Origin of the sequence: Micromonospora sp. CA-259024, from assembly GCF_050936255.1 — a bacterium.
Taxonomy (GTDB): domain Bacteria; phylum Actinomycetota; class Actinomycetes; order Mycobacteriales; family Micromonosporaceae; genus Micromonospora.
In genome coordinates this window covers 3,306,689-3,331,549 of sequence record NZ_JBNJND010000001.1, presented here as the reverse complement: position 1 = coordinate 3,331,549, position 24,861 = coordinate 3,306,689, and the positions used below count along the sequence as shown (strand labels likewise).

Annotated in this window: 24 protein-coding genes; 13 read left to right on the top strand and 11 right to left on the bottom strand. The window is 71.9% G+C overall.

What is annotated here, in order from left to right; all coding sequences use genetic code 11:
• Positions 1 to 5: 5 nt before the first annotated feature.
• Positions 6 to 920 (bottom strand): hypothetical protein, encoded by a 915-nt coding sequence (locus tag ACQEUX_RS14560; RefSeq protein ID WP_433047008.1) that lies wholly within the window; start codon positions 918 to 920, stop codon positions 6 to 8.
• A gap of 142 nt (positions 921 to 1,062) precedes the next feature.
• Entirely contained in the window at positions 1,063 to 3,672 is a 2,610-nt protein-coding gene (locus ACQEUX_RS14555; RefSeq protein ID WP_433047005.1) for a glycoside hydrolase family 9 protein, read from the bottom strand.
• Positions 3,673 to 3,945: 273 nt separating this feature from the next.
• On the opposite strand from ACQEUX_RS14555, the gene ACQEUX_RS14550 reads away from it, so the two are divergent.
• Positions 3,946 to 4,671 carry a PP2C family protein-serine/threonine phosphatase gene (locus ACQEUX_RS14550; protein ID WP_433047002.1) on the top strand — a complete coding sequence of 242 codons (726 nt, stop codon included), beginning with the start codon at positions 3,946 to 3,948 and terminating at the stop codon, positions 4,669 to 4,671.
• 7 nt (positions 4,672 to 4,678) lie between these two features.
• Here ACQEUX_RS14550 and hrpB read toward each other — a convergent pair whose 3' ends face one another.
• The 3 genes from hrpB to ACQEUX_RS14535 are packed head-to-tail and all read right to left on the bottom strand — an operon-like array spanning position 4,679 to position 8,338.
• Complete coding sequence (gene hrpB / locus ACQEUX_RS14545) at positions 4,679 to 7,243, bottom strand: ATP-dependent helicase HrpB (RefSeq protein WP_433046999.1); 2,565 nt, start codon at positions 7,241 to 7,243, stop codon at positions 4,679 to 4,681.
• Between the two features lie 28 nt (positions 7,244 to 7,271).
• Positions 7,272 to 7,472 (bottom strand): DUF397 domain-containing protein, encoded by a 201-nt coding sequence (locus ACQEUX_RS14540; protein WP_433046996.1) that lies wholly within the window; start codon positions 7,470 to 7,472, stop codon positions 7,272 to 7,274.
• A 41-nt stretch (positions 7,473 to 7,513) separates the two neighbouring features.
• Positions 7,514 to 8,338: a helix-turn-helix domain-containing protein gene (locus ACQEUX_RS14535; protein ID WP_433049841.1), complete on the bottom strand. Its 825-nt coding sequence runs from the start codon at positions 8,336 to 8,338 to the stop codon at positions 7,514 to 7,516.
• Positions 8,339 to 8,521: 183 nt separating this feature from the next.
• Between ACQEUX_RS14535 and ACQEUX_RS14530 the strand changes: the two genes are divergently transcribed.
• From ACQEUX_RS14530 to ACQEUX_RS14520, 3 genes are read left to right on the top strand one after another with little or no spacing between them, the layout of a single operon-like run.
• Positions 8,522 to 9,148: a GOLPH3/VPS74 family protein gene (locus ACQEUX_RS14530; RefSeq protein WP_433046993.1), complete on the top strand. Its 627-nt coding sequence runs from the start codon at positions 8,522 to 8,524 to the stop codon at positions 9,146 to 9,148.
• Positions 9,149 to 9,201: 53 nt separating this feature from the next.
• A complete protein-coding gene (locus ACQEUX_RS14525; RefSeq protein ID WP_433046990.1) occupies positions 9,202 to 10,710 on the top strand; it encodes an APC family permease in 1,509 nt (502 codons plus the stop codon).
• A complete protein-coding gene (locus tag ACQEUX_RS14520; RefSeq protein WP_433046987.1) occupies positions 10,707 to 11,297 on the top strand; it encodes a GNAT family N-acetyltransferase in 591 nt (196 codons plus the stop codon). The genes ACQEUX_RS14525 and ACQEUX_RS14520 overlap by 4 nt, the downstream gene beginning before the upstream one ends.
• Before the next feature lie 123 nt (positions 11,298 to 11,420).
• On the opposite strand, the gene ACQEUX_RS14515 is transcribed toward ACQEUX_RS14520, so the two are convergent.
• The gene (locus ACQEUX_RS14515) at positions 11,421 to 12,239 is read right to left on the bottom strand and encodes a SigB/SigF/SigG family RNA polymerase sigma factor (RefSeq protein WP_433046984.1); all 819 of its coding nucleotides are present in this window, start codon (positions 12,237 to 12,239) and stop codon (positions 11,421 to 11,423) included.
• A 374-nt stretch (positions 12,240 to 12,613) separates the two neighbouring features.
• Between ACQEUX_RS14515 and ACQEUX_RS14510 the strand changes: the two genes are divergently transcribed.
• Positions 12,614 to 13,366 (top strand): hypothetical protein, encoded by a 753-nt coding sequence (locus ACQEUX_RS14510; protein ID WP_433046981.1) that lies wholly within the window; start codon positions 12,614 to 12,616, stop codon positions 13,364 to 13,366.
• Here ACQEUX_RS14510 and ACQEUX_RS14505 read toward each other — a convergent pair.
• Positions 13,315 to 14,904 carry a phospholipase D family protein gene (locus ACQEUX_RS14505; RefSeq protein ID WP_433046978.1) on the bottom strand — a complete coding sequence of 530 codons (1,590 nt, stop codon included), beginning with the start codon at positions 14,902 to 14,904 and terminating at the stop codon, positions 13,315 to 13,317. The two genes, ACQEUX_RS14510 and ACQEUX_RS14505, sit on opposite strands and share 52 nt — an antisense overlap.
• A 132-nt stretch (positions 14,905 to 15,036) precedes the next feature.
• Here ACQEUX_RS14505 and ACQEUX_RS14500 point away from each other — a divergent pair, with 132 nt between their 5' ends.
• Complete coding sequence (locus tag ACQEUX_RS14500) at positions 15,037 to 15,165, top strand: hypothetical protein (RefSeq protein ID WP_255508778.1); 129 nt, start codon at positions 15,037 to 15,039, stop codon at positions 15,163 to 15,165.
• Positions 15,166 to 15,230: 65 nt separating this feature from the next.
• Here the strand turns inward: ACQEUX_RS14500 and ACQEUX_RS14495 are convergent, their stop codons facing one another.
• Together ACQEUX_RS14495 and ACQEUX_RS14490 are read right to left on the bottom strand one after the other, a co-directional pair.
• Positions 15,231 to 16,217, bottom strand: coding sequence for a pirin family protein (locus tag ACQEUX_RS14495; RefSeq protein ID WP_433046974.1), 987 nt, complete (start codon positions 16,215 to 16,217; stop codon positions 15,231 to 15,233).
• Positions 16,218 to 16,226: 9 nt separating this feature from the next.
• Positions 16,227 to 16,709: a MarR family winged helix-turn-helix transcriptional regulator gene (locus ACQEUX_RS14490; protein ID WP_433046971.1), complete on the bottom strand. Its 483-nt coding sequence runs from the start codon at positions 16,707 to 16,709 to the stop codon at positions 16,227 to 16,229.
• A gap of 157 nt (positions 16,710 to 16,866) precedes the next feature.
• Here ACQEUX_RS14490 and ACQEUX_RS14485 point away from each other — a divergent pair, with 157 nt between their 5' ends.
• The gene (locus ACQEUX_RS14485; RefSeq protein WP_433046968.1) at positions 16,867 to 17,400 is read left to right on the top strand and encodes a GNAT family N-acetyltransferase; all 534 of its coding nucleotides are present in this window, start codon (positions 16,867 to 16,869) and stop codon (positions 17,398 to 17,400) included.
• Between the two features lie 146 nt (positions 17,401 to 17,546).
• On the opposite strand, the gene ACQEUX_RS14480 is transcribed toward ACQEUX_RS14485, so the two are convergent.
• Positions 17,547 to 18,035: an FBP domain-containing protein gene (locus ACQEUX_RS14480; protein WP_433046965.1), complete on the bottom strand. Its 489-nt coding sequence runs from the start codon at positions 18,033 to 18,035 to the stop codon at positions 17,547 to 17,549.
• 60 nt (positions 18,036 to 18,095) lie between these two features.
• Between ACQEUX_RS14480 and ACQEUX_RS14475 the strand changes: the two genes are divergently transcribed.
• Together ACQEUX_RS14475 and ACQEUX_RS14470 are read left to right on the top strand one after the other, a co-directional pair.
• Entirely contained in the window at positions 18,096 to 18,665 is a 570-nt protein-coding gene (locus ACQEUX_RS14475; protein ID WP_433046962.1) for a TetR/AcrR family transcriptional regulator, read from the top strand.
• 33 nt (positions 18,666 to 18,698) lie between these two features.
• Positions 18,699 to 19,286, top strand: a complete 588-nt coding sequence (locus ACQEUX_RS14470; RefSeq protein ID WP_433046959.1) for a DUF1684 domain-containing protein — start codon at positions 18,699 to 18,701, stop codon at positions 19,284 to 19,286.
• Between the two features lie 51 nt (positions 19,287 to 19,337).
• Here the strand turns inward: ACQEUX_RS14470 and ACQEUX_RS14465 are convergent, their stop codons facing one another.
• Complete coding sequence (locus tag ACQEUX_RS14465) at positions 19,338 to 19,925, bottom strand: general stress protein (RefSeq protein ID WP_433046956.1); 588 nt, start codon at positions 19,923 to 19,925, stop codon at positions 19,338 to 19,340.
• A 123-nt stretch (positions 19,926 to 20,048) separates the two neighbouring features.
• On the opposite strand from ACQEUX_RS14465, the gene ACQEUX_RS14460 reads away from it, so the two are divergent.
• The 4 genes from ACQEUX_RS14460 (at position 20,049) to ACQEUX_RS14445 (ending at position 24,840) form a co-directional block, all read left to right on the top strand.
• The gene (locus ACQEUX_RS14460) at positions 20,049 to 21,878 is read left to right on the top strand and encodes a glycoside hydrolase family 15 protein (protein WP_433046953.1); all 1,830 of its coding nucleotides are present in this window, start codon (positions 20,049 to 20,051) and stop codon (positions 21,876 to 21,878) included.
• 53 nt (positions 21,879 to 21,931) lie between these two features.
• The gene (locus tag ACQEUX_RS14455; protein WP_433046950.1) at positions 21,932 to 22,438 is read left to right on the top strand and encodes a metallophosphoesterase family protein; all 507 of its coding nucleotides are present in this window, start codon (positions 21,932 to 21,934) and stop codon (positions 22,436 to 22,438) included.
• Between the two features lie 132 nt (positions 22,439 to 22,570).
• Entirely contained in the window at positions 22,571 to 23,530 is a 960-nt protein-coding gene (locus ACQEUX_RS14450) for an NAD(P)/FAD-dependent oxidoreductase (RefSeq protein WP_433046948.1), read from the top strand.
• A gap of 251 nt (positions 23,531 to 23,781) precedes the next feature.
• A complete protein-coding gene (locus tag ACQEUX_RS14445) occupies positions 23,782 to 24,840 on the top strand; it encodes an IS110 family transposase (protein WP_433046162.1) in 1,059 nt (352 codons plus the stop codon).
• The last annotated feature ends 21 nt before the right edge of the window (positions 24,841 to 24,861 follow it).

Genomic DNA, 24,861 nt, shown 5'->3' with positions numbered 1-24,861 from the left:
CCAACTTAGTCGGGCATGCAGTCGACGAGGCGTTCGGTGGCGAGGCAGGAGACGAGGCAACGTTCCTTGGCGTCGCCGCTCAGCCGGGCGGTCCAGTCGGTGAGGCCACCGTCGCCGACCTCCAGGCTGCCGCCCAGGACGGTGATCCGCAGTGCGCAACCCGTGTAGTAGCCGCGACCACGTGACCGCTCCGGCTCGTCCACCAGGGGCACCACGCCGCCGTCGAGTGCCGGTCGGACGGTGTCGACCAGTCGCTCCCGGACGACCCGGTCGTCGAAGGTCGTGACGTGCAGCTGAGGTCCGGCCGCAGGTGCCAGTTCGGCGAGGACGGTCCGCCAGTAGGTGAGGTGCCGGATCAGCAGCCGGGCCTGTGTGACGCCCGAGCCGGCGTCCCGGGCGCTGGACACCAGGGCGAAGAGCCGGAAGTGCGCCGACGCGTCGGCGCCGAAGTCCTGCGCCCGCAGCACACGATGGGCGGCGGCAAGGTGCACCTCGCTGCTTCGGCGGCGACGCACGGCCGCCTCGATGGCGAGAGCGTTGGTGGGGTCGCTCAGCACCTCGCTGGCGCGCATCGTGGTGACGATCCTGTTCTGGCTGACCGGTGCGGTCGACGAGCAGGTGCCCACCGGTACGACCGGCGACAGCTCCACTCCGGAGACGTCGGCCGGCAGCAGTTGCCACATTCGTGCCTCCGCCTGGGCGAACGCGCGTGGGTCGGCGCGGGCCGGGCGGACGAACCGGTCCTCGCGCCAGCGACGAACCAGATCGGATGGGCGCACGGTGGCCGCACGGTCGCGAGCCACGGTCAGCAGTAGGGTGCGCAGGTCCGCGCCGGACAGATCGGCCAGCGCGGTGCGTGTCCCCGCCGGCATCGCCGCCCACACCCGCCGCTCCGCGTCGGCCAGTTCGCCACCATCCATGGCCCTCACCATGGCCTACGCGACGGGCCAGGTCCACGTGATTTGGTTCGGATCGGGTCTCAGGGCATGCCGCCGGAGTGCGGAGGTCTACCCGAGCCGGTGGCCTCCCTGTGGGGGAGACCACCGGCTCGACGAGGGTCGGTCAGGAGGTGGTGCAGGGGGCCCCGTTGACAGTGATCAGGCCCGGGTTGGGGTTGGCGCCGCCGGCGGTCGTCGCGTTGAAGCCGAAGGTCACCGTGCCGCCAGGGGTGATCCTCGCGTTGTACGACTCGTTGCGCGCGGTCACCGTCGCACCGGACTGGGTGACCTTCGCCAGCCAGGCCTCACGGACCCGCTGGTCGCCCGTGAACGCGAACCGGACGCTCCAACCGTTGACGGCCGTCGCACCCGTGTTGTGGACGGTCAACTGCGCCGTGAACCCGGTGCCGCCCTGCCAGGCGCCGTAGTTGGTGTAGCGCACCGCGCAGGTGGTGGCCGGCACCGCACCGGCGTCACCCTGGTCGGCCAGGAACGAGGCGATCCAGGCCAGCGCCGAGTTCCAGTTGATCGCCACCTCGTTGGTCGAGTACGAGTTGATGTCGTCGACGTAGCAGAACATCGGCGCACAGCCGGCGAGCAGTTGCGCCACGAACGGGTCCTGGAGGGCCGCGTTCGGGCCACCGGCGAGCGAGCCGGCGGGCGGTCGGGGCAGGCTCGGGTCGAGCTGGTGGCCGAAGATCCGACTGTGCTGGTTCTGCGCGGCGTGCTCCCCCCACCCGGTGACGTAGGAGATGTTCAGGGCGTTGCGACCGAAGATGTAGTCCATGGCCTGTACGGCGCCGTCGCGGTAGACGGGGTTGCGGGTCAGGTCGAACGCGGTGGCCAGCACCACGGCGTTGTTGATGACGTTGCTGTTGCCGCCCCAGAAGTAGCTGTTGGCGTCACCGGGCATCGGCAGCCCGTACGCCTGCCGGCGCAGCTCGGCGAGGTACGTGTCGGCGGCGGCGGTGACCGAGGCGCGGACCCGGGCCAGATCGGCGGCGGGCAGCCCGCTCGGCACGGTGGCCAGGTCGAGGCGGCCCAGCGCGGCCACGCTCTGCCAGCCGAAGCCCCGGGAGTCGAACACGTTCCCGGTGTGGTGCGGTGAGGCGGTCAGGTCGGCCAGAAAGTTCTGCGCCCCGGTGGTCAGGTACAGCTCTGCCGCCGCCCAGTAGAACTCGTCGGTGACGGTGCCGTCGTCGTACGCGCCGCCGCCGGTGCCGTCGGTCGGGCTGGCGTACACCGCCGGGTGGGCCTTGGCCGCGGCGTAGGCCGTCTTCGCGGCAGTGCCGCAGCGGGTCGCGAACGCCGCGTCGTAGGGGGCGAAGAGCCGCGCGCACTGGGCGGCGGTGGCGGCCAGGTTGAGGGTGGCCGCGGTCGACGGCGGGTGCAGCTCGCGCGGCTGCGGGTCGTCGTGCGGGGCGAGCGGCAGCCCGGTCCAGTTCCGGTCATGGATCTTGTGGTGGGCCATCCCGGCCAGCGGCTTGCCGGCCGGCACCTGCATGCGCAGCAGGAACTCCAGCTCCCAGCGGGCCTCGTCGAGGATGTCCGGTACGCCGTTGTCGCGCTCGGGAACCCGCAGGGTGCTGTCGCCCAGTGCGGTGCCGCCGGCCGCGGTGGCCGCCGTCCTGGTCCGCTCGAACGTGCTCAGCAGTTGGTAGGTGGCGATGCCGCCGTTGACCACGTACTTGCCGTGGTCGCCGGCGTCGTACCAGCCGCCGCGCACGTCGAGGGAGTAGTCGCAGACGCCCGGCTGGCAGGGCACGCTGGTGTCGCCCTGGTTCGGTGCCACGCCGAGGTGGCCGGCGGGACGGGCGTACTCGTCGCCGATCAGGTCACCGTCGATGGCGATGCCGCTGCGCTGGGCGTAGAAGAACTGCAACGAGTCGGAGCGCAGCTGGTCGTAGAGGGCGCCGGAGATGTCGAACGGGTGACTGGTCTCGCCGTCGACGGTGAGCGTCAGCCCGCTGCCCGGGGTGCGGTAGCTGGAGAAGTCGAGGGTCTGCACGTTCTGCCCGGAGGCGGCGTCGACACCACGCGCGGTGGTGGTGCCGCTGGCCACGACGGCGCCGGTGCCCGAGCGCAGCTGCCAGGGCAGGGGCTCGGTGGCCGTGGTGACCACTGTGGCGTTCTTCGGCCCGCCGGGCAGGTAGCCGACCTGGTTGACGCGCACCCGTGGCCCGGTGTCCGGTTCGTACGGCTCGGGAGGCTCGCCGCCGCGCAGCGAGACGTCGTCCAGGCAGATGGTCTGCGTCTCGGCGGCGCCGCCGACCTGGAAGATCAGTTGGGCGCTGGGGTTGTCGTCCGGGACGGTGAAGGTCTGCTCGACCCGCTGGGCGGTGCCGGTGGCGGTGGCGTCCACGGCCGCGTACGTGGTGTACGGGGCGCTGCCGAGCTGCAGCACGGCCTTGACGGCGGCGCCGGGGGTGGCGGAGACGGCGAAACCGAGGGTGTATTCGGCGCCGGCGACCAGTGGTACGCCGTCCTGGCCGATGCCGGCGTCCCACGGATTGGCCAGCCCGCCCGCGACGGTGGTGCAGAGCCGGCCGTCGGTGACCGCGAGCGGGCCGGTGCCGAAGGAGAACCAGGGGCTCACGCCGGCACTGAAGTCGCCGTTGTCGATCTGCTCGGGGGCGTCCGGTGGTGGGTCGGCGTGGGCCGCGCCGGCGCCCGCGCCGGTGAGGGCCAGGGTGGTCGCCGCGGCCAGCAGGAGGCGGCGTCGGGATGGCGTCACGGGGAGTCCTTCCGGGACGGAGGTGGGACGGTGGTGGTGGCACGGTGGAGCTGAGAAGACCTGGGAGCGCTCCCAGGTATCGGCTCGATGTTTCCAGCGCCGGTTCGTCCTGTCAATTGATCCGGTTGGATGGGTTGTGGCATTCGACGAGGGCGGCCAGCCCGGCGGGTGCGCCACGACGCGCGACGCGTGAACGTGAGATTGGCCGCGCCACGCGCCGTCGTCCTGATCTCCTAGAGACAACTGCGCCCTTCGCCTGGCAGGCTGCCTCCCATGACCCTGAAGCTGCGCTCGGTGGGAACGAGCGACCGTGGGCTGATCCGCAGCGGAAACCAGGACGCCCTGCACGCCGGCACCTGGCTCGTCGCCGTCGCCGACGGCATGGGTGGGATGGCCGCCGGTGATCTGGCCAGCGCCCTCGCCATCGACGCGGTCGCTCCGCTGGACGTGGAGACCCCCGAGGACGCCCTGGTGGCCGCGCTTGAGGGTGGCATCGCGCTGGCCACCTCCCGGATCCGGCAGGCGGTCGCCGAGGATCCCGAACGTCAGGGCATGGGCACCACGCTGACCGCCCTGCTCTTCGCCCGTACCGGAAGTTGTCTGGCCCTCGCGCACGTCGGCGACTCCCGGGCCTACCTGTTCCGCGAGGGCGTCCTCAAGCAGGTCACCCGGGACGACACGTTCGTCCAGATGCTGGTGGACCAGGGCGTGATCACCCCGGACCAGGCCAGCAGCCATCCGCGCCGCGCGGTCGTCACCCAGGCGTTGCAGGGCGACGAGGTCTCCCCGTCGTACGCGACGATGGTGCCCCGGGACGGCGACCGGTGGCTGCTGTGCAGCGACGGCCTGTCCAACGTGGTCCGCCCGGACACCCTCACCGAGGTGCTCACCGGCTACCCGGACCGGGCCGCCTGCGCCGGGAAGCTGATCGACCTGGCGTTGCACGCCGGCGCACCGGACAACGTCACAGTGGTGGTGGCCGACGTCGTCGAGGAGTAGCCGGCGCTCAGCGCCGACGTGGCGTGGCGTGCCGGGTGGGCGTCGCCGTTCCCGGATCCTCCGGCCACGGGTGGCGGGGATAACGCCCGCGCAACTCGGAGCGGACCTGCGGGTAGCCGGTCCGCCAGAACGACGCCAGATCCGCGGTGACCGCGACCGGCCGGCCGGCGGGGGAGAGCAGGTGGAGACGCACCGGCACCCGCCCGTCGGCGACGCGTGGGGCCGCCGCCCAGCCGAACGTCTCCTGAAGCTTCACCGCGAGCACCGGCGCGGCCGGGTCGCTGTAGTCCACCCGGATCCGAGAACCACTCGGCACCTCGATCCGCTCCGGGGCCAGCTCGTCCAGGCGGGCGGCCTGCGCCCAGGGCAGCAGCCGGCGCAGCGCCGACGTCACGTCCGCCCGTGCCAGGTCGGCGCGGCGTCGGGCGGAGGCCAACTCCGGGCCCAGCCAGGTCGGCGCGGCGTCGAGCAACGCCTCGTCGCTGACGTCCGGCCACTGGTCGCCCAGGTGGTGCCGGAGAAACGCGAGCCGCTCGCGCAGCGCCCGCGCCGCCGGCGTCCAGGGCAGCAACCCCAGCCCTTCCTGGCGTAGGCCGGTCAGCAACGCCGCAGCCACCTCCGCCCGGTCCGGCCGGTCCAGTCGCCGTTCGAGCAGCTCGATCGCGCCCAGCCGGGTCACCTCCCGGGCCACCACGTCGCCGTCGGACCAGCCGACCTCACGGCTCGTGCGCAGCAGCGGGCCGGCCGCCTCCCGGGCCGTCGCCTCGTCCAGCGGCGAGGCACGGCGGATCCGGGCCGACGGCGCGCCGGGGGTGCGGTCCGCGACGGCCACCGCCAACCAGTCGGACCCGGTCAGCCCCGACCCGGCCGCCAGCTCCGCGGCGGTCCCGCCGGTCATCAGGTACGCCGATCCGCCCGGACGTCGCACCCGGGCCAACCGTTCCGGGTACGCCAGTCCGACGAGCAGTCCGGCGGCGAGATCGTCGCTCAGGCCGGTGGAGTCGGCCCGCCCGCCGGTTCCCGGGCCGGCCGCCCGGCTGGTTCCGGTGCGGCCTCCGGGCGGTGCGTCGACGGGCAGCGCGGCGCGCAGCCGGCGTACCTCGGTGCGCCAGCGTGCGGTCGCCCCCGCGTCGCTGCCGGTGCGCAGCCGGCGCCAGCCGGCGACCAGGTCGTCACCGGGGCCTGCCGCGCTCTCCTCGGCGAGCAGGGCGACCACTTCGGCCGCCCGGTCGGCGCCGACCTGACCGGCGCCGTCGAGCAGCGCCCGCGCCAGCCGTGGGTGCGCGCCGGCAGCGGCGATCGCTCGCCCCCGCGCGGTGATCCGTCCGTCGGCGTCGACCGCGCCCAGGGTTTCCAGGGTGTCCCGGGCCACCGTCATCGCGGCGGCCGGTGGTGCGTCGGGCAGCGCGAGGCCGACGCCGTCCGGCCGGCCCCAGGCGGCCAGCTCCAGCGCGAAGCCGGTCAGGTCGGCGGTGGCGATCTCCGGCTCGGCCCGGGCGGGCAGCCGCTCGTGGGTCGCCGCGGACCAGCACCGGTAGACGTAACCGGGGGCCTCCCGTCCGGCCCGGCCAGCCCGCTGGGTGGCGGCGGCTCGGGAGACCGGCACGGTGACCAGCGCGCCCAGCCCGCGGGCCAGATCGATGCGGGGCACCCGGGACAGCCCGGCGTCCACCACGACCCGCACGCCCGGAACGGTCAGGCTGGTCTCGGCCAGCGCGGTGGCGAGCACGACCCGACGCCGATCAGCGCGACGCAGGGCCGCGTCCTGCTCGGTGCCGCGTTGACGGCCGTGCAGGGGCAGCAGCGCGACGGTGTCCCGTAGGTCGGCCAGCCGACCGGTGACCGCCGCGATCTCGCCGGCCCCGGGCAGGAAGACCAGCACGTCTCCGTCGCGCTCGCGCAGCGCCCGCCGCACGGTGGCGGCCACGTGGTCGAGCAGCGCACGATCCACCGGCCCGGCACCGGGCGGGGCGATCGGGCGCGCCGGCGGCGCCCAGATCCGCTGAACCGGGTGCAGCGCCGACTCGGCCCGTACCACCGGGGCCGGGGCGGGCCCGCCGAGCAGCGCGGCGAACCGGTCGGTGTCCGGGGTCGCCGACATCGCCAGCAGCCACAGGTCCGGCCGGAGGGTGGCCCGCGCCTCCACGGTGAAGGCCAGCGCGAGGTCCGCGTCGAGTTGTCGTTCGTGGCACTCGTCGAGCAGCACGGCACCCGTGCCGGGCAGTTCCGGGTCGTGGTGCAGCCGCCGGACCAGCAGGCCGGTGGTGACCACCTCGACCCGGGTGGCCGGGCCGACCCGACGCTCGCCGCGCACCGCGTAGCCGACGCGCTCACCGACGCGCTCACCGAGCAGCTCCGCCATCCGCCGAGCGGCGGCGCGGGCCGCCACCCGGCGGGGTTGGGCGATCACCACCCGACCGGTCACCCGGTCGGCCACCGCCAGCGGTGCGAGGGTCGTCTTACCGGTGCCCGGCGGGGCCACCAGGACGCCGGCGCCGGCCGCGTCGAGGGCCGCGACGAGCGCCGGCAGGACCGGGCGTACCGGCAGGTCCAGGTTTACGTCGGAGAGCACGGCCCAGTCTCGCACCGGCGCGGGTGCCTCAGTGGCGACGGACCTCAGCGACGCCGAGCAGGAAGGCCCGCCAGGCCGACGGGCCGAAGGCGAGCACCGGGCCGGAGCGGTCCTTGCTGTCCCGGACGGCGACCTGACCATCGGCTGTCGCGACCTCCACGCAGTTGCCGTTGCCACTGCTGCGCGTGCTGGTGCGCCAGTCCGCCCGGTTCAGGTCGTTCCCCGTCATCCGTGGTACCTCTCGTCTGCGTCGGCGTGCCGCAGACGCGGTCACGCACAGTTACGAGAAGCCTGCTCTAGACGGATCAACGACGCCGCCGGATCGAGCGCCAACCGGCACAGCTCCTCGTGCAGAAGGCTATACCGGAGCACCTGGTCGACATCCTCCAGCGCCAGTCCCATCGTGAGGTTATCCAGGTAAACAACGGATGCGTCGGCGGCGTCGGCGAAGTTGAGGATCACGTACGGGGTGCTCATCGCGGGATGACCGCCAGCCGCGAATGGAAGTACCTGAATTACTACGTTGGGTAATTGCGCGATTCGACTCATGTGGGCCAGCTGCTCGGCCATCACCGCGGCGCCGCCGACCGGGCGCAGCAGGACGGCCTCGTTGAGCACCACCGACAAATCGACCGGGTCCTCGCGACGCAGCACCTCCTGTCGGTGCAGTCGGGCGGCGACCTTGCGCTCCACGCCCTCCTCGCCCGCGGTGCGTCGGAAGATCTCCCGGGCGTACGCCTCGGTCTGCAGCAGCCCGGGCACCGACTCGGCCTCGTAGGTGCGCAGCGCCGCCGCCTCGGCCTCCAGCCCGACGTAGAACTCGAACCACTCGGGCAGCACGTCGCTGTAGTTCTGCCACCAGCCGCGCTGCTGCGCCCCCCTGGCGATCTCGATCAGTGCCTCGGCGTCCGCCCCGGTCACCTGGTAGAGCGCGAGCGCCGCCCGGACGTCGCGCGGTTTGATGCCGATCTGCGCGTTCTCGATCCGGGAGAGATTGCTCTTCGACATGTCGAGTTGGCGGGCGGCCACATCGAGCGTCATCCCCGCGCGTTCCCGGAGCTGGCGGAGCTCCCTGGCGATGCGTCGACGGCGCACGGTCGGGCTGGCGGCGGGTCGGAGGGCGGGGGTGGCGGTCACCGTCCGAGTCTGCCACGACGAGATCCGCAGGTCGCGCCTGCACGGAGTGCAACTTTCAAATCTGGGAGTTGCATTGCGGTAGCTGTCGGTGCATCCTTTCTCGGTCGCGATCACTGTGGACACACCTGTGCGGGAGGACCGTTGCTCATCGCCGACGAGTTCTTCCTGATCGCACACAACGACAGTCGTGGCAAAGCCAAACTGCACCCGGCGGCGACCGGGCTCGGGCTGGCCGGCGGGTTGCTCGGCGAGTTGCTCCTTTACGGACACATCACCGTCTCGGCCGGGCAGGTCACCGTCATCGACCGGCGCCCACCGGCTGACGCGCTGGCGCACACCGTGCTCGACCAGCTGATCGGCGAGTCCCAGCACCGGGAACTGCGCACCTGGCTCAGCTTCCTGGCGCAGAGCGCGACGACCTCGGTGGGGGAGCGGCTCGCCCGTGCCGGCGTGCTGCGCCGCCAGGAGAGCCGCCGGCTGCTGCGTACCTCGGTCAGCTACCTGCCCATCGACCTCAACGCGGTGGCCTGGCCGGCCACCCGGCTGCGGGCACTGCTGGACCGTCCGGACCCGCCGAGCGTGCCGGACGCCCTGCTGCTCGGCCTGGTGGTGGCCGCGGGGTTGACCCGCGAGGTGCTGTGGAGCGCCGGCCCCCGCGCCCACCACCGGCTGAACGTCCTCATCCCCGCGCTGCCGGCACCCCTGAAGGAACTCGTCGGGTACACCGAGGCCGCCGTCGGCGCCGCCGTGCTGCGCGGCATTCCCTGATCCCCCCGGATAACCCCCTACCCTCCCCCCCCCTCGACAATCGGAGTAGTCGTATGCCCCCGACATCGACAGTCGACCGACCCAGCAACGTCTCCGAAGCCCTGGCCCGAGGCCGCCTCGGCATTCCCTCAGTCATCTTCTTCGTGCTCTCGGCCGCCGCGCCGCTGACCGTGGTGGCCGGCGTCGTCACCACCGGCTACGGCGTCGTCGGGGTGACCGGGATCCCGCTGGCCTTCCTGCTGGTCGCCGCGGTGCTCACCCTGTTCTCGGTGGGTTACGTGGCGATGTCCCGCCGGGTGGAGAACGCGGGAGCCTTCTACGCCTACATCTCCCGGGGTCTGGGCCGACCTGCCGGCGTCGGCGCCGCCTGGGTCGCGCTGATCGCGTACAACGCGCTGCAGGTCGGGCTGTACGGCACCATCGGTGTGGCGGCCGAGCCGGTGCTCGACCGGATTTTCGGCGGGCACCCGCACTGGGCCGTGGTGGCCCTGGTGGCGTGGGCGTTGGTCGGCCTGCTCGGCCTGCTCCGGGTGGACATCAACGGCCTGGTCCTGGCCGCGCTGCTGGTCGCCGAGATCGTGGTGATCCTCGTCTTCGACCTGGGGCAGATCGGCAACCCGGCCGACGGTCAGGTCAGCTTTGCCGCGTTCTCACCGGACAACCTCTTCGTGCCGGGGGTGGGCGCGGTGCTGGTGCTCGCCATCCTCGGTTTCGTCGGCTTCGAGTCCGCCGTGGTCTTCAGCGAGGAGAGCAAGGACCCGAAGCGGACCGTGCCGATCGCGACCTACCTCTCGGTGGCGATCATCGCCGGGCTGTACGCGCTGTCGTCCTGGACCATGACCGTCGCCGTCGGGCCGGACCGGATCGTCGCCGAGGCCGGTGAGCAGAGCGTCGCACTGATCTTCAATCTGGCCGCCGCGCAGCTTGGCGACACCGCCGTCACCATCGGGCAGGTGCTCTTCCTGACCTCGGTGCTCGCCGCGATGATCTCCTTCCACAACACCACGGCCCGCTACGCGTTCGCGCTCGGCCGCGAGCGGGTGCTGCCGGCGGTGTTCGGGCAGACCTCGGCCCGTACCGGGGCACCGCGGGCCGCGTCGGTGGCGCAGAGCGTCCTCGGTCTGGTGGTCATCCTGCTGTACGCGGCCAACGGCTGGGATCCGGTGGTCCAGCTGTTCTTCTGGGGCGGCACCACCGGCGGGTTCGGCGTGCTGCTGCTGATCGCCACCACCTCGGTGGCGGTGATCGCCTACTTCGCGCGCTCCGGAGGCGGCGGCGAGAACCTCTGGCGCCGGGCCATCGCGCCCGGCCTGGCCAGCATCGCGCTCTTCGTGATCATCTGGCTGGCCGTGTCGAACTTCGCCAACCTGCTGGGCGTCGCGCCGGACTCCACCCTGCGCTGGGCGCTACCCGCCGTCTACCCGGTGGCGGCCCTGCTCGGCATCGGCTGGGCGCTGGTGCTGCGCGGCAACCGCCCGGACACGTACGCCCGGATCGGCCTCGGCGCGGCGAGCGCGGCCGTCAAGCCGGAGGCGCCGGCCAGCGTGGAGGTGACCCGATGAGCGTGGCCATCGAGCGACTCGGGCCGGAGGAGACCGCCCTGGTGGCTGGCCGGATCGCCGAGGCGTTCACCGTCTTGGAGGTGACGTCCTGGCTGGTGCCCGACGCGAGCAAGCGGGAGGCCGTGCTCGCCGGGGACTTCGAGATTCTGGTCGGGCACGCGATGCGGCACGGCCTGGTCCACGCCACCGAGGACCGGGCCTCGGTCGCGGTCTGGTTCCCGTCGGTCGGTGAGCCGGCTCCGCCGCCCGTGGACTACGACGCCCGACTGGCCGCCGCCTGCGGTGAGTGGACCGACCGGTTCCAGCATCTCGACGAGCTGTTCGCGGTCAACCACCCACACCCGGATCACCACCACCTGGCCTTCCTGGCGACCCGGCCGGACCGGCAGGGTCAGGGGCTGGGCACCGCGCTGATGCGGCACCACCACGCCTGGCTGGACGCCAACGGGATGCCGGCGTACCTGGAGGCGAGCAGTCCGCGCAGCCGTGACCTGTACGCGAAGCACGGATACCTGGCGGGCGAGCCGTTCCGGGTGCCCGACGGCACGCCGTTCTGGCCGATGTGGCGGGAGCCGGTCGGCCGCTGACTGGACCGGCCGGGTCGGAGTGGCCCGGCCGGATGTCCCACGCCCACGGTGTCACGCCCGCGTGACACCGTGGGCACGCGAGAGGGCCGGGTCCGTCGACCCGGCCCTCTCGTCGTGAACCGCTCAGTACGTGCCGTTGAGCTGGCCGCGCAGCTTGGTCAGCGCCCGCGCCAGCAGCCGCGAGACGTGCATCTGTGAGACACCGATCTGGTCGGCGATCTGCGACTGGGTCAGGTTGCCGTAGAAGCGCAGGGTGAGGATCTTCTGCTCGCGCTCGTCGAGGGTGGCCAGCGCCGGGCCGAGGGCGACCCGCAGCTCAGCCAGCTCGAACTCGGTGTCCTCGCCGCCGAGCATGTCGCCCAGCTCGGTGGCCCGCTCGCCGTCGCCGGTCGGGGTGGACAGCGACACCGCGTTGTACGCGCGGGCGCCCTCCAGGCCCTCCAGCACCTCTTCCTCGGTGAGCTTGAGGTGGGCGGCGATGTCGGCGACCGTGGGCGAGCGACCGAGGGTCTGCAGGAGCGTGCTGTTGGCGTCGGAGATGGCCAGCCGGAGCTCCTGGAGCCGGCGGGGCACCCGGATGTCCCAGGTGCGGTCGCGGAAGTGCCGCTTGAGCTCGCCGATGATGGTGGGGATCGCGTAGCCGGCGAAGTCGACACCGCGGGACGGGTCGAACTTGTCGATGGCCTTGATCAGGCCGACCGCGGCGGTCTGGGCCAGGTCGTCGGTCGGCTCGCCACGGCCGCTGTAACGGTGGGCCAGGTGGTTGGCGAGCGGTAGCCAGGCCTCGATCGCCCGGTCCCGCAGCGCGGCGCGCGACGGGTGGTTGGCGGGCAGGGCAGCCATGGCGTTGAGCAGATCGGCGGCGCTGTCGGTGAGAGCGCGCGGGTCAAGCTTGGCCGTGGCAGCGGTGCCGGGCTGCTCGGTGATCGTTGGCGCGGTCATGGGTGGGTCCTCCCTGCACCTCGTCCGCGGACAAAAGAAGTGGCGCTTTGGTTTAGCTTCCTATGGGCCGTTCGGGAGTCACCTTAACCTGATCGTCTCCCAGATATCTAGCCGAAAGGCTGATGTACTTAAGGTGTGTCCGGTAGCAAAAGACGCATAGGGGCGAAAATTCGGGAGGCTGTGAGCGTCCTTACCCGTCTTCCGGTCAGGTTCTGCCGCCCGGTCATCCACCCGGCTCCGCCGGTCGGTCCCCGGCTCGCATCGAGGGGTCAACATGAAATCCGACATCAGGGGAGGAGTGTCGACTATCTGTCGTTGTCCCGCTGGTGGGACCGGCCGTAGCGTCTCGTGTACACATCCGGTTCGGAGGCACCGTGCTCGATCCAGCCGCTCCCCAGCTCGTCGTGAACAGCCGCACCCTCTTCGTCAGCTGGCTGCCGGCGGATCCGGACGCGGTCGCCGCACTGGTCCCGCCCGGGCTGTGCCCCCGCCCCGACCACCAGGTGTTCCTCAACCAGTACATCGTCGAGGACGAGACCCAGACGTCCGGCTTCGGCGCGTACTCGCTGACCTACCTCGGCGTCTCGCTGTTGGGCGTCGACGCGCCCGGTGGCCTCAATCCGGGCGGCTGGTGGACCCACTACGTGGCCTCCAGCCGGCGGGTCCGTGAGTACGCTGCCGCCCGCGGTGCCCCGGTGCTCGCCGGCCGGACCCGGATCGAGGTGAGTGGAGAGTCCCTGCTCTCCGAGACGAAGATCGACGGGCTGCCGTTGATCCGGGCGCGGTGTCGAGTGGGGGAGACCGGTCACGTGATCAGCAGCGGGCACCACCGCTACTTCACCCGCCGCGACGGCCAGCTCCTCAGCTCGGTCTACCCGTTCGTCGCCGAGCCGGTCGCCCCGTTCGAGATCGAGTCGGTGGAGTTCCTCCAGCCCGAGCACCCGATGTACGCGCTCCGCCCGGCCAACCCGCTGACCATCGGCTTCGGCTACTACTCGCCGCGCTCCTCGTTCGCCTACCCCGGTGGGCTGAGCGTGCACCCGGTCACCGCCGCGCCGGAGCCGGCCCGACCGATTCACCAGGTGCCGGCCAGCCTCGCCCGCAGTGGCCTGCCGTCCGGGTCGTAGACCAGCCGGTACACCGGCAACGCCCAGGTGCGGGTGTACCACGGCAGCCGCTCCGGGCGGTGCGGGCGCAGCCGACCGGGCGGCCGCTCGCCCACCTGGCCGTCGTCGTACCACTGTTGCAGCGCTTCGGCGGCGGCCGTGACAGCCGCGACGGCGTCCGCCGGGTCGAGCAGGTCGGCGTCGTCCGCGCCGTCCGGGTCGCGGTCCAGGTGCTCGCGCCAGAGCCGCAGTCGCAGTTCCCGCGCGAAGGCCCGCGCTCCGTCGCCCTGCCCAGCGGGATCGGTGGGCTCTCGCTCGTCGCGGGTGTCGTCGAGCACCGCGCAGGACAACTCGCTGTCGTGCGTCCAGGATCGGCGGTTGAAGTTGTCGCTGCCCACACTGGCCCAGACGTCGTCGACGACGCACACCTTCGCGTGCACATAGACCGGGATGCCGGCGTGGTTCTCCACGTCGAACACGTGCACCCGGTCCGGTGCGGCCCGCTCACACAGCGACAGCGCCTGCTCGCGCCCGACCATGTTCGGCGGCAGCGCCAGCTTGCCGTCGACGTCCGGGTGCCGGGGGACCACGGCGATCAGGTGCAGCTCAGGGGTGTCCCGCAGCGCGTTCGCGAACAGGTTCGCCACCTCGGCCGACCAGAGGTACTGGTCCTCCAGGTAGATCAACCGACGCGCGCGGCGGAGCGCCTTGGTGTAACCCCGAGCCACGGTCCGCTCGCCGTGCGGTGCGAACGGGTAACGCGGGCGGACGGCGGGGTAGGTGCGCAGCACCTGGATCTGGTGCGGACCGCAGGGTGGCGGATCGGCTGGTTGTTCGGGTAGCGGGTCGGCGCGCAGGTCCGCGCCGCGCAACCGATCCCGCAGGTAGGCCATCGGGTTCTCCGAGTCCAGTGGCATCGGGTCGGTCCAGCGTTCCCGGAACAGGGTGTCCAACGCGCCGACCACCGGGCCGCGCACCGCGAGCTGCACGTCGTGCCAGGGCGGGTTGGGCCCGTACCGGGCGGACATCTGCACGGGCTGCGGGTCGCCGTGGTGAGTGGCGTCGTCGCGCCGGCTGTGGCACAGGTCGATCCCGCCGGCGAACGCCAGGTCCCGTTCCGGCGCGCCCGGATGCCGCAGCACCACCAGTTTCTGGTGGTGCGAGCCGCCGCGCCGGACCCGCTGGTCGAGCAGCACCTCACCGCCGGCCGCTGAGATCGTCTCGCTGAGGTCGCGGTTCTCCGCCTCGCTGTAGGCCAGCACGTCGAGGTGTGAGCGCCAGATCAACCCCTTGACCACCACGCCGCGCTGAGCGGCCTGGGCGAAGAGTTGGGCCACGGTCGGGCCGTCCGGGCGTAGCCGCTGGTCCGGGTCACCCCGCCAGTCGGTGAAGAACAGGTGGTCCCCGGGGCCCAGTGCCTCCACCTCGTCGACCAGCCGGTCGAAATACGCGGCACCGTGAATCAACGGCTCGGCGAGGTTTCCCGTGGTCCACACGGGTAACCCAGAGACCGGGTTGGCACGTTCCTGCGCGGTGAGGAACCAGTCCTGCGACGGCAACGTCCAGCCCCCTGGAGGTCGGCAACGTCCTCACGGTAGGACCCCCGACCCGGGTCCGCACGTCGGGCCGACGGACCGACGAGCTGACCGACGCCATCGCACGCGACGCGACAACAGCCAGGAGGCCACACCATGCCCCGCGACACGACGAATCCCGTGACCGAGTACCGCGAGCCGGCGGTGGAGAGCGAACGGGGTGCGTTGGTAGCGGTGTTGGTGATGGTGATTCTCGGCGTCGCCGGGATTTTTGCGGTCTCCTGAGGCGGCGCCGGCGCCCCCGACGTGAATCCGGAGGCGCCGGCGCCGATCTCAGCGGTCGACCATGGTCAGGGCCGAGCGCCCTGGCCACCGGTGTGCGGGAGCCGCTCGGTGGGGATCACGCCGAGGCGACCGGCCTGGAAGTCCTCGAATGCCTGGATCAGCTCGTCCCGGGTGTTCATCACGAACGGGCCGTACTGCGCCACGGGCTCCCGGATCGGCTGACCACCCATGATGTAGAGGTCCAGGGCGGGGGTGTTGCTGTCCTGCCCGGTGTCGGCGCTGAACCGCAGCGCGTCACCCGGACCGTGCACCGCGAGCTGACCGGTGCGCACCGGCCGCCGGTCGGTGCCGACCGTGCCACGACCACCGAGCACATACACCAGGGCGTTGAACTCGGGCTGCCACGGCAGGTCGACCTGTGCCCCCGGCTGCACGGTGACGTGCGTGATGGTGATCGGGGTGAAGGTCGAACCCGGGCCGCGGTGCCCGGCGATCTCACCGGCGATGACGCGGATCAGCGCGCCACCGTCAGGCGTGGTGAGCAGCGCCGACTCCCGGCCCCGGATGTCCTGGTAGCGGGGTGGGTTCATCTTGGCCGAGCGCGGCAGGTTGACCCAGAGTTGGGTGCCGTGGAAGAGCCCACCGCTCACCACCAGGTGCTCCGGCGGCGCCTCGATGTGCAGCAGGCCGCTGCCCGCCGTCATCCACTGGGTGTCGCCGTCGGTGATGGTGCCGCCACCGCCCTGCGAGTCCTGGTGGTCGAAGACTCCGTCGATGATGTACGTGACGGTCTCGAAGCCGCGGTGCGGATGCCACGGGGTTCCCTTGGGCTCGCCCGGCGCGTAGTCGACCTCGCCCATCTGGTCGAGGTGGATGAACGGGTCCAGGTCGGTGGTCGACACCCCGGCGAAGGCGCGACGGACCGGGAAGCCCTCACCCTCGAAGCCGCTGGGTGCCGTGGTCACCTTGCGGACCGGGCGGAACGTGGTGGACTCGCCCAGCTGGGGCAGGCGGGGCAGGACGAGAACGTTGTCAACGGTGATCGCGGGCATCGAAGGCTCCTAACTCGTGGCGTGGGTGGTCGAGCTGGCCCGGGACGCCCGCAGGCGGTCACCGATCCGGCCGAAGACCCGGGTGAGGCAGGCGACCTCGGTGTCGTCGAGGTCGTCCATCAGGTAGGTGCGCACCGACGCCAGGTGGTGAGGTGCGGCTTCCCGCAGGGCGAGCAGCCCGGCGGCGGTGAGCACCGCCTCGCTGCCGCGTCGGTCGTCCGGGCAGGGCTCCTTGCTGACCATGCCGCGGCGCTGCATCGAGGAGATCTGGTAGGTCAGTCGGCTGGGCGAGAAGATGAGTCGACTGGCCAGCTCGCCCATCCGTAGCCGCTGCCCCGGTGCCTCGGAGAGCAGGACCAGCACGTGGTAGTCGGCGAAGCTGAGGTCGCTGTCGGCGCGCAGGTCCTCTTCCAGTTGGGTGTAGAGACGCTGGCTGGCCTCGATGTAGGCGCGCCAGGCGGCCTCTCGGGTGCTGTCCAGGCTCTCGGTCATGGGCACGACGATAGCACTTCTTAAAAATTTAACTAGTGACTGCGGACGTTGCCTGCCTCACCTGTAGGCCGCCGAAGGCGGTTTTTTGTGCAGTTTTGAAGGATGCGCTCTAAATCCGGCGGCGGGAACCCTGTGCGATGTGCCAGACTCCGGCCTCGTGGAACACGTGGAACTCACCGCCGCCGACCTGTTGCTGCGCCCATGGCGAGACGAGGACGCCCCGGCGGTGCGCGACGCCCTGCGCGACCCCGCGATCGCCCAGTGGAACCCGCAGGGTGGCGGCCCGATCGACGACGATGTCGCGCTGCTCTGGGTGCGTCGTCGAGCCGACTGGTCCTCCGGCGGTCACGCCTCGATGGCGGTGACCTCGGCGGCCGACGGCAAACTGCTCGGCTCGGTGTCGCTGCACCGCATCCACGACGGCGACGCGTCCATCGGCTACTGGACGGTGCCGGCGGCGCGCGGGCGTCAGGTGGCGGTGCGCGCCGTCGTCCGGCTCACCGACTGGGCGTTCGCGGACCTCGGGCTGCACCGGGTGGAGTTGTGTCACGCGGTGGCCAATCCGGCGTCCTGCCGGGTCGCCGACCGGGCCGGCTACCTGGCCGAGGGGACGCTGCGTGAGTCGTACCGGTACGGCGACGGCCGCCGCTACGACGAGCACCTGCACGCTCGTCTGGCCACCGACGGTTAGTCAGGGGCGAATCGGCTCCGAACACCCTTCGGCGCGCCTGTAGAGCTGCCCCGGCAGTGGGGCGGCGCGCCGGGGTCGGGCCAGACACGGGGGCAGCTCTGGGCCGAGAGTGGTGCGACCCCGACCGCGCCGGTCGTCTCCAACCGTCACTCGGTGACCTTGCGGAGGAATGCCGCGAGGGCGGCCCTGACGCGGTCGATCCGCAGCGGCAGGGGCAGGGGTTCGGGCGTGGGGGGCCCGGCGTGCTTCTTCCCCCGCAGATAGAGCGAGCAGGCCAGGTCGGAGCACATGTACGTGCCCACGGAGTCGCCCTGCCGTCCGCTCGGACCGGCCTTGGGGGCGGTCATCAACGAGACGCCGTCGCCCAGGTGCGTGGTCAGGCAGAGCGAGCACATGCTGTGCCGCACGCGCCCGATCTGGTGCGTCGCGGCCCGCAGCACCACTCCGGCCAGCTTGCCGTCGGTCTCGGCGACCAGGTAGGCCCGCTGCGGCGCGGCGGGGTCCCGCCAGCCGAGGAAGTCGAGGTCGTCCCAGGGCCGCATTTCAAGATCGTTTGGTACGGCCAGCCGCTTCGCCTCGCCCCGGCTGCAGTTGACGAAGGAGGCGCGGATGACGGATTCGGTGACGGCTAACATAGGTAGTAGCCTAGCCGCCTTAGGCAAACCATTAACACGGCTAGGTTTGGGGTGTGGTGGATGGCACGTGCAGGGGTGACCATCGAGCGCCTGACGCTGGTTGCGGCCGAGCTGGCCGACGAGGTGGGCGTGGAGAACGTCACCGTCGCCGCCCTCGCACGCCACTTCGGTGTGAAGGACCCGAGCCTGTACTTCCACATCAGGAACGCGCAGGACCTGAGGGTCAGAATCGCCCTGCTGGCGCTGGCCGAGCTGGCCGACCGGGTCGCCGCCGCGCTCGCCGGCCGAGCCGGCAAGGACGCGCTGGTGGCGTTCGCCAACGCGTACCGCACATACGCGAGAGAGCACCCAGGCCGGTACGCCGCCATGCAGATCGACCTCGACCCGGAGACCGCCGCTGCGAGCGCGGGCGTCCGGCACGCCGAGATGACCCGGGCGATCCTGCGCGGCTACCGGCTCTCCGAGCCGGACCAGACCGACGCGGTACGGATGATGCACAGCACGTTCCACGGGTTCGTGAGCCTGGAGAAGACCGGCGGTTTCCGCCACACCCCGCGGGCCACGGACGACTCGTGGTCCCGGACCCTCGACGCCCTCGACGCTGTCCTGAGCAACTGGCCGCCACGCTGAGGTGCCACGCCGCGACGGCATAGGCTCGACGGCGTGGATGATCTGGAGCTGGCCGACTGGCGTGAGCGGGTGGCCCGGCTGTACCTGTCCGACGTCGACCTGACCGGGTTCCGCGCGGGCCGCGACGAACTCTTCGCCACCCACCCGCAGAGCCCGATCCCTCCGGCGGAGCGCCCCGACTTCGCCGGGCTGCGCTACTTTCCCGCCAACCCGGCGGCCGTGGTGGAGGCACTGCTGCGTCCGGCCAACGGCGAGCTGCGAGTCGACACCGGCGGCCCGGACGGGGTGGTCGCGTACCGGCGGGTGGCGGTGGCCGAGACCCCCTGGGGGCCGCTGACCCTGTGGTGGATCGAGGCGTACGGGGGTGGGCTGTTCGTGCCGTTGCGCGACGGCACCTGCGGGCGGGAGACGTACGGGGGAGGCCGGTACCTCACCGACACGGTGAAGGGCACCTTCGGTCGGGGCGTCGAGCTGCTGCCCGGCGACCGGGTCCGGCTGGACGCCAACTATCTCTACAATCCGAGCTGCGCCTACGACGACCGCTGGGCCTGTCCGCTGGCACCACCGGAGAACCGGGTCGACGTCGAGATCCACGCTGGCGAGCTGGCGTACCACGAGTGAACGGCCGCCCGCCCCGAGTGCTGCCGGGACGGGCGGGCGGTCGATCGTCGCTCAGCGGGTGTTGCCGGCCGAGCTGGGCATCTGCATCCGGCCCAGCAGTTGTCGAGCCTGGTCGGCGAGCTGTGCGTCGACGGTCACGGCGTACTGGCCGGCACGAAGTGAGCTGGCCGAGGTGAAGTCGCGTTGCCCGCCCGTCATCGCATGCGCGACCGCGCCGAACACGGCACCCCAGATCGCCCCGATGACCAGCCCGACCAGGATCACCGCCAGCCAGTTGCCGACGGTGAAAATGCCGAACAGCAGCCCGATGAAGAGCCCGAACCAGGCACCGGTGCCGGCGCCGAGCAGGCCGGCTCGACCGGTGGTCATCCGCCCGAGCACCGTTTCCACCAGGGTGAGGTTCGTGCCGACGATGGCGCTGTTCTCCACCGGGAAGCGGTTGTCGGCCAGATAGTCGACGACCCGCTGCGCGGACGGATAGTCCGGATACGAGCCGATCGTCACGGTGGGCGGGCCGGTCTCCGGCCCGTGGCCGTCACCCGACGGCGTCGACAGGCGGCCGGCCGGCCCGGATGGAAGCAGGTCGCCACCCTGTGTGCCGGGCCGCCAAGCGGCGGCCGGCCCCGAAGCTGACGTCATGAGCATCCCCCCTCGTCAGCTCGCCGGGTTCCCGTCCACGCCGACCGGTAACGCCCGCCGTCACGGTGAATGGCGTCGCCGCATGGGGTGGAATGCGCGCGGGCTGCCCGGGTAGGCAGACAGGTGGAGAGCGGACAGATCAGCGACCACGGTTTTCTCGCCGACGGCCGCAGCGCGGCGCTGGTGGACCGCTCGGGCTCCGTGAACTGGTGGTGCCCGGGGCGGTTCGACGCCCCGTCGGTGTTCGGGCGGCTGCTTGACGACGGCGCCGGGCACTGGTCGATCCGACCGGAGGGCGACTACACCGTCGAACGCAGCTACCTGGAGGACACCCTGGTGCTGCGGACCGTCTTCCGCACCGCTCAGGGGGAGGTCGCGCTGACCGACGCGCTCGCCCTCGAGCCCGACAGCCGTGGTCATGAGATCGGGATGCGCTCGCCGCAGGTCCTGGTCCGCTCTGTGCGGGGACTCGCCGGTGAGGTGCCGATGCGGGTGCACTACCGGCCCCGCTTCGAGTACGGGCGGGCCATCGCGTACCTGGTGGAGCGGGACGGGATGCTGGAGGCCATCGCGGGGGCCGCCCGGCTCACGTTGCGGGGCAGCGTGCGGCTGAGCTGCGCCGACGCCGAGGCCACCGCGACGTTCACCGCCCGCGCCGGCACGACCCACAACTTCTCCCTCGGGTACGCCCCGACCTACGACGCCCCACTACCGGAGGTGCCGGACGCCGACCGGACGATCGCCGACACGGTCGACGGGTGGCGCTCCTGGGTCCGCCAGCACGAGTACCCGGGGCTCTACGCCGAGCAGGTGCGGCGCAGCGCGCTGGTGGTGCAGGGCATGACGTACCGGCCCAGCGGCGCGGTGGTGGCCTCGGCGACCACCTCGCTGCCGGAGAAGCTCGGCGGGGACCGCAACTACGACTACCGCTATGTCTGGGTGCGCGACTTCAGCCACACCCTGCGGGCGCTGTGGCGGTCGGCCTGCTTCGACGAGGTGCGGCGGCAGTTCGACTGGTTGGCTCGGGCGATGGGCCGGATCGAAGACGAGCCGGTGCCCATCATGTACGGGGTGCTGGGGGAGCGCGACCTGACCGAGCATCGCCTGGAACAGCTCGGCGGCTACCGCGACAGTCCGCCGGTGATGATCGGCAACGACGCGTGGCGGCAGCGGCAGACCGACATCTTCGGTGAGGCGTTGGATGCCGCCTGGCTGATGCGCGACCGGCTGGAGCCGTTGGATCCGGAGGTCTACCACCTGCTCCGGGTGCTCGCCGACCAGGCCGTGCGGGACTGGAAGCTACCGGACGCGGGGATGTGGGAGGAGCGCGGCATCGAACGCCACCACGTCTCGTCCAAGGTGCAGTGCTGGGTCGCCCTGGACCGGGCGGTCCGCTTCGGCGAGCTTCTCGGCAAGCCGCAGGAGGTGGCCCGCTGGGCGGCCGCCCGTGACGAGGTACGCGCCACGGTGCTCGAACGGGGATGGAGCGACCGGGTCCAGTCGTACACCGGAAGTTTCGAATCCGACGAGCTGGACGCGTCGGTGCTGGTGATGCCGTTGGTGGGGTTTCTGCGGGCGGACGACCCGCGGATGCGTGCGACGGTCCGTGCGGTGGAGCGGCAGCTGTCGCACGACGGCCTGCTGCGGCGCTGGGACGGTGACCCGGCGGCGTTCGTCATCTGCTCGTTCTGGTTGGTGGGTTGCCTGGCGCTGGCCGGTGAGCGGTCTCGGGCGCACGACCTGTTCCGCGCGTTGGCCGCCCGGGTCAACGACCTGGGCCTCTTCGCCGAGCAGATCGACCCGCTGACCGGAGAGCAACTGGGGAACTTCCCCCAGGCGTTCTCCCACATCGGCCTGATCAATGCCGCCGGTGTTCTCACCGACGTCGAGGAGAACCCGGTGTTGCGCCATCGTGGCATGCCGCCGGCGCACTTCACCCCACCGCGTTCCTGAGCCACGCCTTCGGCTCGATCGTGAAACTTCGGGGCTCGGGAGACAATGCGGGGATGCGGCTGGTACTCACGGCGGACACCCACCTACCGAAGAGGGCCCGGGACCTGCCCGGGCCGCTCTGGGCGGCCATCGAGGAGGCGGACGTGGTGGTGCACGCCGGCGACTGGGTGGACGAGGCGCTGCTCGACGCGATGACCGCGCGCTCGCGTCGACTGATCGGGGTGTACGGCAACAACGACGGCCCGGCGCTGCGCGCCCGGCTGCCGGAGGTGGCCCGGGTCGAACTCGACGGACTGCGGGTCGCGGTGGTGCACGAGACCGGGCCACGGACCGGTCGCGAGAAGCGGTGCGCGGCCCGTTTCCCCGATGTCGACCTGCTGGTCTTCGGGCACTCGCACATCCCCTGGGACACCGAAGCGCCCGGTGGGCTGCGCCTGCTCAACCCCGGTTCACCCACCGACCGCCGATCCCAACCCCACGCCACCTTCCTCACCGCCGAGGTACGCGCCGGTCACCTGACCGAGGTGGAGCTACACCCCCTGCCCCGCCCCCGCCCCTGACCAGAACGCGCGATCTTGCGCTTGCTGTCGGTGTAGCGCGGTGAATGTGCGTTATGTCGCGACAGAAAGTGCAAGATCGCGTGGGAAGGGTTACCGGCCTCGGTCGCGGCCACCGCCGCCTACCATCACCGGATGAGGGTGGACCGGTCTGGTGCGGTGGTGGTCGGGGCGGGCATCGCGGGGATCGCCTGTGCGGTGGAGCTGACCCGGGCCGGGGTGCCGGTGCGGGTCCGGGAGCGGGGGCACGTCTGCGGCGGCCGGATGGCGAGCAAGCGCATCGAGGGCCGTCCCGCGGACATCGGCGCCGCCTACTTCACCGCCACCGACCCGGACTTCGTCTCCGTGGTCGAGCAGTGGCGCACCGCCGGCCTGGTCCGCGAATGGACCGACACCTTCCAGGCGTACGACCGGGACGGGCGCCGTGACGTACCCGGGCCGATGCGCTTCGCCGCACCTCGCGGGCTCCGCTCGCTGGTCGAGCACCTGGCCCGCCCGGTGCCGGTGACCGTCGACCGGTTGGTGCTCAGCGTCGAGCCCGGGCCGGCCGTGGACGGCGAGCCCTGCGCGGCGGTCGCCCTGGCCATGCCCGGCCCACAGGCCGCCCTGCTGCTCGACCCGGCCCTGACCGAGGCCACCCGGGTCGTGCAGGCGCAGCGCTGGTCGCCGTCGCTGGCCGCCGTGCTGCGCTTCCCGACCCGGCGCTGGCCCGACTTCAGTGGCGCGTTCGTCAACGACCACCCGGTCCTCAACCTTGTCTGCGACGACGGCGACCGGCGCGGTGACGGCGCGCCGGTGTTGGTCGCACACACCGTGCCGGAGTTCGCCGCCGGGCACCTGGCCCAGCCGACCGGGGCCCGCCCGGCCATCGAGCAGGCCGTCCGGGACCTGCTGGGGTTGCCCGAGCGGGCCGCCGACGTGCACGTGCATCGCTGGACGTACGCGAAGCCGACCAGCGGCGCCGGCGCCGACACCCACCACCTCGGCGTCGACGGGATCGGCCTGGCCGGCGACGCGTTCGGCAAGCCCCGGGTCCAGAGTGCCTGGCGCTCCGGCCGGGACCTCGGCCGTGCCCTGGCCGCCCAACTGGCCTGACTGTGAGCATGGCGGGGTCGGTTCAGCAGTGGTGAGCTGATAGCTGGCAGTGGTGGGCGTGACTCTTGGCCTGACTGGCTTTGTGCCTTTGGCTGGACTTGTCCGTCCGCTGCTGCCGGCGCCGGCCCGGCGGGAGACGTTTGGCCTGATCAGGAGCTTGACCGCCAGTTAGCGGCTGGCGTGTCTCATCACAGTCCTGCCATCTCCGCACCGGACCGGACCTTTGCGTCCCCACGGTGAGGAGAGAACGCATGTCCATGCTGGCAGATCTGGTCGAGGTCGTCATCGGCGTCGACACGCACAAAGACACCCACACTGCTGCGCTGCTCGATACCCGCACCGGCGGGGTCTTGGCGCGGATCACGGTCAACACCGACGCAGACGGCTACGCGCAGCTGGTGGCCCTGGCCGGACAGCATTCAGGGCTGCGGGCCTGGGCCCTCGAGGGCTCCGGCGGCTACGGCGCCGGCCTCGCCCGACACCTGGCCGATGCCGGTGAGCTGCTCGTCGAACTGGACCGGCCGCTGCGACCGGCCCGCCGGGCCGGGGCGAAGTCTGACCCGATCGACGCCGAACGCGCCGCCCGCGACGCCCTGGCCCGCACGCGGCTGGCGCAGCCCAAGACCGGCGCGCAACGAGCAGCACTGCAGGTGCGGCTGACCGCCCGCCGAGCGGCCGTGGAAGCCAGTGCTGACGCTCAGCGGCAGCTGCACGCGTTGGTGATCACCGCTCCCGAGGTGGTGCGGGCCCGCTTCCGCGGCCAGAGCACCCGGGCCATGCTCACCACCGCCACCCGACTACGCCCCTCCAGCAGCGCGGATATCGACGTGTTCACCTGCCTGACCGTGCTGCGCGACCTCGCCCGCCGCGTCCGCTTCCTCGAAGCCGAAGCCGCCGAACACGAAAGGGCGATCCGCACGATCGTCCGCTCCTGGCGACCCGACCTACTCGACCTCACCGGAGTCGGACCGATCGTTGCCGCCACCGTGCTCACCGCCTGGTCCCACCCCGGACGCTGCCGAAACGACGCCGCGTTCGCCATGCTCGCCGGCGCCGCCCCGATCCCCGCATCATCAGGAAAGACCATCCGCTACCGGCTCAACCGCTCAGGCGACCGCCAACTCAACCGCGCCCTGCACACCATCGTCCTGACCCGCCTACAACGCGACCAGGACACCCGCGCCTACGCCGAACGGCGCCGCGCCCAAGGCAAAACCGACCGAGAGATCAAACGCTGCCTCAAACGCTACGTCGCCCGCGAAATCTACCGACGCCTCGAAACCCCACCCCAAACACTTGACCCGGCATAGGAGCGTCCGGCTCGTCTGGCT